9 protein-coding genes and 7 tRNA genes are annotated in these 11,748 nt (G+C 44.3%); 15 read left to right on the top strand and 1 reads right to left on the bottom strand.

What is annotated here, in order from left to right; all coding sequences use genetic code 11:
• Positions 1-5: 5 nt before the first annotated feature.
• The 12 genes from SPADD19_RS08315 to SPADD19_RS08260 all read left to right on the top strand — a co-directional run bounded on the left by SPADD19_RS08315 (position 6) and on the right by SPADD19_RS08260 (position 4,834).
• Positions 6-79, top strand: a tRNA-Met gene (locus SPADD19_RS08315).
• A 3-nt stretch (positions 80-82) separates the two neighbouring features.
• Positions 83-155, top strand: a tRNA-Phe gene (locus SPADD19_RS08310).
• 15 nt (positions 156-170) lie between these two features.
• Positions 171-251, top strand: a tRNA-Tyr gene (locus SPADD19_RS08305).
• Positions 252-257: 6 nt separating this feature from the next.
• Positions 258-328, top strand: a tRNA-Trp gene (locus SPADD19_RS08300).
• Positions 329-340: 12 nt separating this feature from the next.
• Positions 341-413 (top strand) — tRNA-His (locus tag SPADD19_RS08295).
• Positions 414-432: 19 nt separating this feature from the next.
• A tRNA-Gln gene (locus SPADD19_RS08290) sits at positions 433-504 on the top strand.
• A 10-nt stretch (positions 505-514) separates the two neighbouring features.
• Positions 515-598 (top strand) — tRNA-Leu (locus SPADD19_RS08285).
• Positions 599-701: 103 nt separating this feature from the next.
• Positions 702-1,139, top strand: coding sequence for a zinc-dependent MarR family transcriptional regulator (locus SPADD19_RS08280; protein WP_003004547.1), 438 nt, complete (start codon positions 702-704; stop codon positions 1,137-1,139).
• A 1-nt stretch (position 1,140) separates the two neighbouring features.
• On the top strand, positions 1,141-1,845 hold the full coding sequence (locus tag SPADD19_RS08275; RefSeq protein ID WP_061455762.1) for a metal ABC transporter ATP-binding protein: 705 nt from the start codon (positions 1,141-1,143) through the stop codon (positions 1,843-1,845).
• The gene (locus SPADD19_RS08270) at positions 1,838-2,641 is read left to right on the top strand and encodes a metal ABC transporter permease (RefSeq protein WP_003009676.1); all 804 of its coding nucleotides are present in this window, start codon (positions 1,838-1,840) and stop codon (positions 2,639-2,641) included. Before SPADD19_RS08275 ends, SPADD19_RS08270 begins: the two co-directional genes overlap by 8 nt.
• 2 nt (positions 2,642-2,643) lie before the next feature.
• Positions 2,644-4,149, top strand: coding sequence for a zinc ABC transporter substrate-binding protein AdcA (locus tag SPADD19_RS08265; protein WP_061455761.1), 1,506 nt, complete (start codon positions 2,644-2,646; stop codon positions 4,147-4,149).
• A gap of 139 nt (positions 4,150-4,288) precedes the next feature.
• Positions 4,289-4,834 (top strand): DUF6287 domain-containing protein, encoded by a 546-nt coding sequence (locus SPADD19_RS08260; RefSeq protein WP_061455760.1) that lies wholly within the window; start codon positions 4,289-4,291, stop codon positions 4,832-4,834.
• On the opposite strand, the gene SPADD19_RS08255 is transcribed toward SPADD19_RS08260, so the two are convergent.
• Positions 4,785-6,947 (bottom strand): GH92 family glycosyl hydrolase, encoded by a 2,163-nt coding sequence (locus tag SPADD19_RS08255; RefSeq protein ID WP_241496550.1) that lies wholly within the window; start codon positions 6,945-6,947, stop codon positions 4,785-4,787. The genes SPADD19_RS08260 and SPADD19_RS08255 overlap by 50 nt on opposite strands.
• A gap of 215 nt (positions 6,948-7,162) precedes the next feature.
• On the opposite strand from SPADD19_RS08255, the gene SPADD19_RS08250 reads away from it, so the two are divergent.
• The 3 genes from SPADD19_RS08250 to SPADD19_RS12870 all read left to right on the top strand — a co-directional run.
• Positions 7,163-8,443 carry a glycoside hydrolase family 125 protein gene (locus SPADD19_RS08250; RefSeq protein WP_061455759.1) on the top strand — a complete coding sequence of 427 codons (1,281 nt, stop codon included), beginning with the start codon at positions 7,163-7,165 and terminating at the stop codon, positions 8,441-8,443.
• A gap of 240 nt (positions 8,444-8,683) precedes the next feature.
• Entirely contained in the window at positions 8,684-11,329 is a 2,646-nt protein-coding gene (locus SPADD19_RS08245) for an alpha-mannosidase (RefSeq protein ID WP_061455758.1), read from the top strand.
• Positions 11,330-11,419: 90 nt separating this feature from the next.
• Positions 11,420-11,748: ROK family protein (locus SPADD19_RS12870; protein WP_241496549.1), on the top strand; the 329-nt coding region annotated here is incomplete at its 3' end.

Raw genomic sequence — 11,748 nt, 5'->3', positions numbered from 1 at the left:
ATTAACGCGGGATGGAGCAGCTCGGTAGCTCGTCGGGCTCATAACCCGAAGGTCGTAGGTTCAAATCCTGCTCCCGCAATTTGGCTCGGTAGCTCAGTTGGTAGAGCAATGGATTGAAGCTCCATGTGTCGGCGGTTCGATTCCGTCTCGCGCCATCAATTCAATAATCAGGAAGGGTAGCGAAGAGGCTAAACGCGGCGGACTGTAAATCCGCTCCTTCGGGTTCGGGGGTTCGAATCCCTCCCCTTCCATCCTTTACGGGCATAGTTTAAAGGTAGAACTAAGGTCTCCAAAACCTTCAGTGTGGGTTCAATTCCTACTGCCCGTGTTAATAATTATGGCGGGTGTGGTGAAGTGGTTAACACACCAGATTGTGGCTCTGGCATGCGTGGGTTCGATCCCCATCACTCGCCTATTTATTAATATTATTATTGGGGTATAGCCAAGCGGTAAGGCAAGGGACTTTGACTCCCTCATGCGTTGGTTCGAATCCAGCTACCCCAGTTAAATTTATGCCGGCGTGGCGGAATTGGCAGACGCGCTGGACTCAAAATCCAGTGTCCGCAAGGACGTGCCGGTTCGACCCCGGCCGCCGGTATAGATTATAAAGGAGTTTTACTCCTTTTTTTGTTTTAATTTTTTCTTTTTTATGATATAATTAACCGGTAAAGTTTCTTTTAGTGAATTAGAAGGAGTTAATTTTGTCTGAAGTTGCAAATAAAATCGATCGATTTTTAAATTCTATTTTATTGTTATCAGAAAATCAGCATGAGATTTTAGTTGGTTCTTGTACAAGTGGTGTTTCATTAACCAACACTCAGGAACATATTTTGATGCTGGTTGCTGATGAAGCTCTAACCAATTCTGTCTTAGCTAAGAAATTGAATGTCAGTCAGGCGGCTATCACGAAGGCTGTGAAGCCCTTATTAAGCCAGGGGATGTTAGAGACTTATCGCGATGAGAATGATGCTCGGGTTCTCTATTATCGCTTAACTGAGATTGGTAAGCCGATTGCATTAGAGCATCAGCACCACCATCAGCATACCCTTCACACTTATGAGGATGTTTTGTCGAAGTTTACTAAGAATGAGCAAGGGGTCATTTCGCGGTTTTTAGATCTATTGGAAGAGGAGTTATAGTTTGAGGTATATTACGGTTTCGAATTTATCGTTCTATTATGATCGGGAACCGGTTTTAGAAGGGATCAATTACTACTTAGATAGTGGGGAGTTTGTGACTTTGACCGGTGAAAATGGTGCTGCTAAGTCAACCTTGATTAAGGCTAGTCTTGGGATTTTACAGCCCAAGGTCGGGAAAGTTGAGATTTCAAAGACGAATGTTAAGGGAAAGAAGTTAAGGATTGCTTATTTGCCACAACAGATTGCTAGTTTTAATGCTGGATTTCCAAGTACGGTCTATGAATTTGTGAAGTCAGGTCGGTATCCTCGTAAAGGCTGGTTTCGAAAGTTGAATGAGCACGATGAAAAACATATTCTGAAGAGTTTAGAATCTGTTGGAATGCTGGAGTTCAAGGATCGGGCGATTGGTTCTTTGTCTGGTGGTCAGAAACAGCGGGCCGTCATTGCTCGGATGTTTGCTTCAGATCCGGATATCTTTGTTTTAGATGAACCGACAACAGGGATGGATGCGACGACAAAGAGTGATTTTTATGAGTTGATGCATCACAGTGCGCATCACCATCAAAAATCTGTTTTGATGATTACGCATGACCCTGAAGAGGTTAACCAATTTGCGGATCGGAATATTCATTTGGTTCGTGACCAAAGCTCTCCTTGGAGATGTTTTAATGTCCATGATACTGAAGGGGAGGGTGACCATGCTTGATTTATTCCAGTATGATTTTATGCAGCGGGCCTTGTTGGCTATGGTTGCGATGAGTCTTTTTTCTCCTGTATTAGGGATTTTCTTAATTTTAAGACGGCAGAGTCTGATGAGTGATACGCTGAGTCACGTTTCTCTTGCGGGTGTCGCTTTTGGGCTTTTCCTTGGGATCTCTCCGACGCTCTCGACTATGATCATTGTCATTATAGCAGCGGTCTTTCTTGAGTATTTGCGGACCTTATTTAAGGATTTTATGGAGATCGGGACGGCAATTTTAATGTCCACTGGTCTTGCCCTAGCTTTAGTGCTGATGCGTGGTGGTGGGAAGAGCTCGATGAGCTTGGATCAGTATTTGTTTGGTTCTACCCTAACCATTACGGATGAACAGGTGATCGCCTTGTTTGTGATTGCTTTTGTTGTATTAGTGTTGACGGCCTTATTCTTGCGTCCTATGTATATTTTGACCTTTGATGAAGATACGGCCTTTGTAGATGGCCTTCCGGTCCGGACCATGTCCATTTTATTTAATGTGGTAACGGGGGTTGCTATCGCCTTAATGATTCCTGCAGCAGGATCGTTATTGGTTTCAACCATCATGGTCTTACCGGCTAGTATTGCGCTGAAATTAGGGAAGAACTTCCGTGGGGTCATGCTGATTGCGGTCATCATTGGTTTTATCGGGATGTTTAGTGGGTTGATTTTGTCTTATATTGCAGATACACCAGCGAGTGCCAGCATCACGCTTTTATTTGTGGCACTGTTCTTGCTTGTGAATCTTGGATCACGTTTGAGGAAGTAAATATGAAATTTAAAAAAATAGGTTTAATGTTGTTGGTGGCTTTTGCCCTTATCTTGACTGCTTGTGGCAAAAGTCAGAGTCAAAATGGGAAATTAAAAGTGATGACCACTTTTTATCCTGTTTATGATTTTACAAAAAATATTGTCGGAGATGAAGGAACGGTAGACCTGCTCATTGGAGCGGGATCAGAGCCTCATGAATATGAATTGTCTGCTAAGGGGCGGGCTATGATTCAAGATTCGGATGTTTTCGTCTATGAGAATGAAAACATGGAAACGTGGGTTCCAAATCTTTTGAAATCAATGAAGGATAAGAAAACCAAAGTGATCGATGCCACCAAGGGCATGGTCTTGCTTCCTGGATTGGAAGAGGAACATGAACACGAAGGGGGCGAAGAACACCATCATGAATATGATCCTCACCTTTGGCTCTCTCCACATCGTGCAATGAAGATGGTAGAGTCGATTCGCGATCAGTTGGTCGCAGCTTATCCAGATAAGAAAAAGACTTTTGAGAAAAATGCGCAAGCTTATTTGAAGAAGTTACAGGCTTTGGATCAAGCTTATCAGGATGGCTTGAAAGATGCTAAGCAAAAGAATTTTGTGACCCAACACGCGGCTTTCCGTTACTTGGCCTTGGATTATGGCTTAAACCAAGTGGCCATTTCAGGGATTTCACCTGATAGCGAGCCTTCTGCTGCACGATTGCGTGAATTGACAGAGTATATCAAGAAAAATGAGATCAAGGTGATTTACTTTGAGGAAAATGCTTCTAAGTCCTTGGCGAAAACCTTGTCTTCTGAAGCTGGTGTTGAGTTAGCTGTCTTAAATCCTTTGGAAAGCCTGACGGATCAAGAAATGAAAGATGGCGAAGACTACGTGTCTGTCATGAAGGAGAATCTGAAGGCACTAGAGAAAACCACATCCCAAGCTGGTAAGGATATTCAACCGGAACATGAGGAAGATTCTAAGACGGTTCAAAAGGGCTATTTCGAGGATAACCAAGTGAAGGATCGTAGCTTAGAAAATTACGCGGGTGATTGGAAATCGGTTTATCCATACTTGCAAGATGGAACTTTGGATCAGGTCTTCGATTATAAGGCAAAATTAAATCCAACCATGACTGCTGCTGAGTATAAGGAATATTATACCAAGGGTTACCAAACAGATATTGATCGGATTAAGATTGATAAGGATTCAATGGAGTTTTATCAAAAAGGATCTTCTAAGAAATATACCTATAAATATGTAGGTAAGCACATTTTGACTTATAAGAAGGGGAATCGTGGTGTTCGTTATCTCTTTGAAGCCAAGGAGAGCGATGCGGGAGACTTCAAATATGTTCAATTTAGTGACCATGAAATCACTCCGGTAAAGGCAGCTCACTTCCACATTTTCCATGGAGGAAAGAGTCAAGAAGCGCTTTATGATGAGTTGGAAAATTGGCCAACTTATTATCCTTCCAACTTATCTGGTTTAGAAGTGGCACAGGAAATGCTGGCTCACTGAAAGTAGTATTCAAAGAGAGATTGGGATGTATTATCCCGGTCTTTTTTTGATCCGAAATAGGAAGTAGAGCTTGTCAAATGTTTGAAAATACGTTACAATGAAGGGGCTTTAAACTAAAAAAATGTATGGGGAATTTTAAATGAAAAAAGTTGGTGCAATTCTGGTGAGTTTTCTTAGTTTGCTCCTGTTGGTGGCTTGTTCGCAACAGAGCGCGAGTAAGAAATCAGATTCTTCTTCTAGTCAAACGAGTGCTTCTTCTGAGGTGAAAAAGACGACAGCTTCTAGTTCAGAAGTGAAGGAGAAAGAAAAAAAAGAAGAGAAGAAAATGGATCTTGAGGCTATTGCTAATGGGGATTACAGCAGTATTGCTGGTGTCTGGCAAGATGATAAAGGAAACAAGTTGGTCTTTAACGACAAAGGGTTGGTTTCACAAGAGTTGGAGGGCTATGGTGCTTCTTTGACGGATTATGGGACAGCATCTGAAGGCATTTATGGTGGTCGTGATGGTGGCTTCTTGTTGGAGTATATTCCTGCGGGAGTAACCATTGGTGATCAGGTCGATGATCAAGGGCAAGTTGTTTTTAAGGATACATCCGATGCCTCTAAGAACCGCTTGTGGTCTGGTGTTGGAATCGCTAGTTTTGGGGAACAAGGATCGATCTACTATCATGTAGGAGATGAATAATAGAAAAAAAGTCGTCTGCTTTCAGACGAACTTTTTTTATGGATGTGGGGGGGAGCCAAGAAAGATCGAACTGAAGCAGCTGGGCTTCAAGGAGATCCTGATGGGAAATCTCTTGCTGGTCTTTGCCATCTAATAGGGCTTTTTGGATGAAATAGGCACCTGTAGTATGGGAGTTAGCGCAAATTTTGAGCTCATGGTTTGGAAGATGGAGAAGAACTTCTTTAAAGAGAGGGAGGCCCAGATCATAGATTGGTTTTCCTGGGCAGGTTGGGTAGAGCCCAAGGACCGACCAGATGTACCAAGCAGATAGGCTACCGTTGTCCTCATCACCTGGGTAGGCTTGGAAATCTTGATGGAAAGCTTGGGAACGGATCTGGTGGATCAGGAGATTGGTGTATTCGGGATGAAGACTATGGCGGAAGAGATAGGGAATGTGAAAGCTAGGCTGATTGGAGATGGCGATCTGCCCAAATGGAGCGTGGGCCATCTCACTCATTTCGTGGATTTCATAGCCGTAACCTGTTGCTTCAAATTGAGGTCTTTGATTGGCCAGATCCAGCAGTCGTTGGGTGAAAGCTCTTTTCCCCCCCATCAATTCTATTAGACCTGAGAGGTCGTGTAAGGCTCCAAAAGTAGCCTGGATTGCAGAGCATTCTGCATAATCCCCTCCCCAGCTAGTAGGAGAAAAGGGGGCTTTAAACTTCCCATTGGTGGATCGCGCTCTCATGAAGCCCGTTTGGGCATCGTACAATGTTCGGTAGGAGAGGCTGGAAGCGGCATACCGAGCGGCTGTTTCTGTATGCCCCAATTGCTTGGCAACGGTGGCAATGCAAAAATCACTATAGGCATAATCGAGGCTATGGCTCACACTTTCGTGAAAATCATCGGGTAGGTAGCCAAGGGCCTTGTAGCTTTCATTACCATGGCGACCAAAATGTTGAGTGGGGTCTGTTTTTTGAGCCGTCTGGAGCATGGCTGTCAGCATGTTTTCATGTAGGTCTGGTGCGATCCCTTTTGTGACAGCATCCGCAAAGACACCATCGATGAGGGTACCTGGCATCATTCCTCGTTCATCTGGGGCCAACCATTTTGGTAGAAAACCAGTATCCTTGTATGTATTTAAAAATCCTTCGAGAAAGTGACGGTAATAATCGGGGTAGACAAGGCTAAAGAGCGGAAAAGATGTTCGGAAGAGATCCCAGAATCCGATATTGGTATAAGCTTTTCCTGGTTTGATTTCATTATGAGTAACATCCAGGTGCCAGTCATTTCCCTCGGTATCTGTTTCATAAAAGGTTTGAGGGAAAAGGAGGAGTCGGTACAGGCAATGGTCGAAAAAGGCTTGGTCACGCCCTCCGGCATCTTTTACTTCAATTCGTTTTAGCAGCTGATTCCATTGATCGGCTGCTTCTTTTTTAGCTTCCTCTAGGGAAAGGTTGGGAAGATGGCTGTGAGCCATGTCTTGGGACAGATAAGAAGTTCCTAATTGGACGGTCACTTCATTGCTAGAAAAGGTGAGAAAAAGATCTTGATCGATGTGAGTGACGCTCTCAATCGGCTGGCTAAATTGCCACTGGAGATAGAAAGAGTAGGAAGTATCTGCGGTATGGGCCTGATCCAGAATATGGAAGTGGCAGGTTTGGTCTGTCAGGGTCAAGTCCTCTAGTTCCTTTGCTGCATGAAAGCAGAGTGTTAGCTTTTCTGGTGCTCGAAAGCGCATGACAGCCCCGTAGCGGCTTGGAACCAGCTCACTGTGAATCTGATAACGTTCCGAAAAAATCCGAAGGTAGTGGGGCTGGAAAAGAGCTTCTTTCATCGAATAACTGCTTTGACGACGGAAGAGGTCGGAACTTGCAATTTCTCCTGTGATGGGCGTGATGAGGCACCAAGCGTAGTCTCCTATCCAAGGACTAGGCTGGTGGGTGAGACGAAATCCCTGAAAAATAGGGAGATTGGGGTTGAAAAACCAAGCTCCTTGTTCGTGTGTCGTCTGGGGAAGGAAGTAGTTCATCCCAAAAGGGACTCCGGTATAAGGGAGGGTGTTCCCGTGCGAATAGTGGGGATGATTATCGCTTCCCCAGCGGGTATCGATGGTTTGGCAATGTGTGCGCATCTTGTCTCCTTTTTCTTCATCAACTTTAAATGATCTGTGTTTTTATTGGAACACGCGGTGGTATTTTCTTCATTGTATCAAAGTGTTGTCAAATATGATAGCGTTTTTATCAAATGGAAAATTTAGTAGAAAAAGGGCTATAGTTTGCGTATGTATTTCCCTTTAGAAATCTTTTATACTGAATAGGAAAGAATCGATACGTGTGAGGAAAATAAATGACCTATTCAAAAGAAATTGTGCGAGAATGGTTGGATCAAGTGGCTGAGCGAGCTAAGGAGTACCCTGAGTGGGTGGATGTCTTTGAACGTTGTTATACAGACACTTTGGACAATACAGTTGAAATTTTAGAAGATGGTTCAACCTTTGTGTTAACAGGGGACATCCCAGCTATGTGGTTGCGTGACTCGACGGCTCAATTGAGGCCCTATCTTTATGTGGCTAAACGAGATCCCCAATTGCGCCAGACCATTGCTGGTTTGGTCAAACGCCAGATGACCTTGATCCTCAAAGATCCCTATGCTAACTCTTTTAATATTGAGGAGAACTGGAAAGGCCACCACGAGACTGACCACACCGATTTGAATGGCTGGATTTGGGAGCGTAAGTATGAAGTGGATTCGCTTTGCTATCCCTTGCAATTGGCTTACCTCCTGTGGAAGGAAACTGGTGAGACTAGCCAATTTGATGAAACCTTTGTCACAGCGACCAAGGAAATCCTTCATCTCTGGATGGTGGAACAAGACCATAACAACTCCCCTTATCGCTTCGTTCGAGATACTGATCGTAAGGAAGACACGCTGGTGAATGACGGCTTTGGGCCAGATTTTGCCGTGACAGGGATGACCTGGTCAGCCTTTCGTCCAAGTGATGACTGCTGTCAGTATAGCTATTTGATTCCATCCAATATGTTTGCAGTGGTTGTTTTGGGTTATGTCCAAGAAATCTTTGCAACATTGAATCTAGCTGATAGTGAAAGCATCATTTCAGATGCCAAACGCCTCCAAGCGGAGATTCAAGAAGGGATCGAAAACTACGCCTACACGACTAACAGCAAGGGCGAGAAAATCTATGCCTTTGAGGTAGATGGTTTAGGAAATGCTAGCATCATGGATGATCCAAATGTGCCAAGTTTGTTAGCTGCTCCGTATCTGGGCTACTGCGCCATCGACGACGAAGTCTACCAAGCCACTCGTCGGACTATTTTGAGCCCTGAAAATCCTTACTTCTATGAAGGGAAGTACGCAAGTGGACTCGGAAGTTCTCATACCTTTTATCGCTATATCTGGCCGATTGCCCTTTCTATTCAAGGATTGACAACGACAGATAAAGCTGAGAAAAAATTCTTGCTCGATCAGCTGGTTGCCTGCGATGGAGGCACGGGTGTCATGCACGAAAGTTTCCATGTAGATGATCCAACTAAATACTCGCGTGAATGGTTCTCTTGGGCCAACATGATGTTCTGTGAATTAGTCTTGGATTACTTGGATATTCGCTAATACTCTTCGAAAATCTCTTCAAACCACGTCAGCTTCGCCTTGCCGTATATATGTTACTGACTTCGTCAGTTCTATCTACAACCTCAAAGCAGTGCTTTGAGCAACCTGCGGCTAGCTTCCTAGTTTGCTCTTTGATTTTCATTGAGTATAAGGAGCACGCTTTAGCTTCACTGATTCTTGTTAGAATCACAAGTTTATATTTAAAACATTAAAAATTTAAGTTAGAATGAGGTTTTACTCATGGAAAATGTTGTTGTACATATTATCTCTCACAGCCACTGGGATCGTGAGTGGTATCTACCTTTTGAAAGTCACCGCATGCAATTGGTGGAACTCTTTGACAATCTCTTTGATCTTTTTGAAAATGATCCGGAGTTCAAAAGTTTCCACTTAGATGGACAAACCATCGTCCTCGATGACTATTTAGAAATTTGCCCTGAAAATCGCGACAAGGTGCAGCGCTATATCGACGAGGGCAAGCTCAAGATTGGTCCCTTCTACATCTTGCAGGATGATTACTTGATCTCCAGCGAAGCCAATGTCCGCAATACCTTGATTGGACAAGCTGAATGCGCTAAATGGGGCAAATCTACTCAGATTGGTTATTTCCCAGATACCTTTGGAAATATGGGGCAAGCTCCTCAAATCCTTCAAAAATCAGGCATTCACGTAGCAGCTTTTGGGCGTGGGGTCAAACCAATCGGATTTGACAACCAAGTCCTCGAAGATGAGCAATTCACCTCTCAATTTTCTGAAATGTACTGGCAAGGGGCGGATGGTAGCCGTGTGCTGGGTATTCTCTTTGCCAACTGGTACAGTAACGGGAACGAAATTCCAGTGGATAAAGACGAAGCTTTGGCTTTCTGGAAACAAAAATTGGCAGATGTTCGCGACTATGCCTCAACCAACCAATGGTTAATGATGAACGGCTGCGACCACCAACCGGTTCAACGAAACTTGAGTGAAGCTATTCGCGTGGCCAACGAACTGTTCCCTGACGTGACCTTTATTCATAGCTCCTTTGATGAATATGTGCAAGCAGTGGAAAGTGCACTTCCCGAACAATTATCAACGGTTACGGGAGAATTGACCAGTCAGGAAACCGATGGTTGGTACACTCTTGCTAATACCTCTTCTTCACGTATTTACCTCAAACAAGCCTTCCAAGAAAACAGCAACTTGCTCGAGCAAGTGGTGGAACCTTTGACCATCATTACTGGTGGGCACAACCATAAGGATCAATTGACCTATGCTTGGAAGACACTCTTACAAAATGCGCCACACGATAGTATTTGTGGATGTAGCGTAGATGATGTTCACCGTGAAATGGAAGTTCGTTTTGCCAAGGTCAACCAAGTCGGAAACTTTGTCAAGACCAACCTTCTGAACGAATGGAAGGGTAAACTAGCGACTCAAAAAGCCCAGAGTAAGCACCTCTTTACGGTCATCAACACTGGCTTGCATAATAAGGTGGACACCGTCAGCACGATTGTCGATGTTGCGGTTTGTCCATTTAAGGAATTGCATCCGACAGAAGGCTTCAAGAAAATGGCTGCTTTGAGCTTGCCAGACTACCATGTAGAGGATTTAGATGGACATCTTGTAGAAGCAGAGATTGAAGACTTGGGAGCAAGCTTTGGCTATACCCTGCCTAAGGATAAATTCCGTCAACCTTATATCGCGCGTCAAGTGCGCGTGACGGTTCCGGTTCACCTAGCGCCTCTTTCTTGGACAACCTTCCAGCTCTTGGAAGGCAAAGCACCTCATCATGATGGTCTTTTTCAAAATGGGGTGATCGATACGCCATTTGTAACCCTTAGTATCGATGATGGCTTGACCCTCTATGATAAAACGACCAATGAGGCTTATGAGGATTTCCTTCGCTTTGAAGATCGTGGGGATATCGGAAATGAATATATTTACTTCCAACCAAAAGGAACAGAGCCAATCTATGCGGATTTAACAGCTCATGAGGTCTTGGAAAACAATGCTCGCTATGCCAAAATCTTACTCAAGCATGACTTGACGATCCCGGTCAGCGCGGATGAACAATTGGATGCGGAACAAAGAGGCATTATCGAGTTTATGAACCGCAAGGCAAGTCGCTCAGAAGAGCTGACAACTATCCCTCTTGAAACGGAGATGACCATCTTTGTAGATGATCCGCAAATTCGCTTCAAGACGCGCTTTACCAATACAGCCAAGGATCACCGCATCCGTCTCCTGGTCAAGACTCACAATACGCGTCCAAGCAACGATTCTGAAAGTATCTATGAAGTTGTGACACGGCCAAATAAACCGGCTGCTTCTTGGGAAAATCCTGAAAATCCCCAACACCAGCAAGCTTTCGTCAGCTTGTATGACGACGTCAAAGGGGTAACAGTGGCCAATAAAGGATTGCATGAATACGAAATCCTTGGAGACGACACCATAGCTGTAACCCTTCTTCGTGCTTCCGGTGAACTTGGTGACTGGGGCTATTTCCCAACACCAGAAGCACAATGCTTGCGGGAATTTGAGGTTGAATATGCAGTAGAATGCCATCAAGCTCAGGGGCGCTTCTCTGCTTATCGCCGGGCCAAAGCTTTGCAGACACCGATGACTAGCCTTCAAGTTGAAAAACAAGAAGGAAGTGTAGCAGCGTCTGGTAGCTTACTCAAGCATACAGCCTTGACACATCCTCAGGTTTGTCCAACAGCCTTTAAGGTAGCAGAAAATGAAGAAGGTTACATCCTTCGCTATTACAACATGAGCCAAGAAAATGTGCGCGTGTCAGAAGGACAACAAACGGTTGTCGATCTTCTTGAACAACCGTATCCGGTCCATACAGGTTTATTGGCACCGCAAGAAATCCGGACAGAATGGATTAAAAAAGAAGAAGTCTAGCTGGTTGCAGCTGAAGAAACAATAAAAGGAAAGGAGGAGCGAAAAAGTAAGAACCAACTGCTGACTCGCTCCTTTTTACAGGTAAAAGCAATGACCATTGCAACGATTGATATCGGAGGGACTGGGATTAAGTTTGCTAGTCTCACTCCGGATGGAAAGATTTTAGATAAGGCCAGCACCCCAACGCCAGAAACTTTAGAAGATTTGCTTGCTTGGTTAGACCAGCGATTGTCAGAACGTGACTACCGTGGGATTGCCATGAGTGTGCCAGGAGCCGTTCATCAAGAAACAGGAGTGATTGAAGGGATCAGTGCAATTCCTTACATCCATGGTTTTTCATGGTATGAGGCTCTTTCTCATCATAAGCTCCCTGTCCATCTAGAAAATGATGCCAACTGTGTTGGACTGAGTGAACTGCT

It is taken from the genome of Streptococcus parasanguinis, assembly GCF_001578955.1.
In the GTDB taxonomy this organism is placed as follows: Bacteria; Bacillota; Bacilli; order Lactobacillales; family Streptococcaceae; genus Streptococcus; species Streptococcus parasanguinis_U.
This window is presented reverse-complemented; position numbering and strand designations above follow the sequence as displayed.

Bases quoted from the DNA above. Each gene is read 5' to 3' on its own strand.
- SPADD19_RS08250 (WP_061455759.1), top strand. From the start codon at position 7,163: ATGACCTATTCAAAAGAAATTGTGCGAGAATGGTTGGATCAAGTGGCT.
- SPADD19_RS08265 (WP_061455761.1), top strand. From the start codon at position 2,644: ATGAAATTTAAAAAAATAGGTTTAATGTTGTTGGTGGCTTTTGCCCTT.
- SPADD19_RS08270 (WP_003009676.1), top strand. From the start codon at position 1,838: ATGCTTGATTTATTCCAGTATGATTTTATGCAGCGGGCCTTGTTGGCT.
- SPADD19_RS08245 (WP_061455758.1), top strand. From the start codon at position 8,684: ATGGAAAATGTTGTTGTACATATTATCTCTCACAGCCACTGGGATCGT.
- SPADD19_RS08255 (WP_241496550.1), bottom strand. From the start codon at position 6,947: ATGCGCACACATTGCCAAACCATCGATACCCGCTGGGGAAGCGATAAT.
- SPADD19_RS08260 (WP_061455760.1), top strand. From the start codon at position 4,289: ATGAAAAAAGTTGGTGCAATTCTGGTGAGTTTTCTTAGTTTGCTCCTG.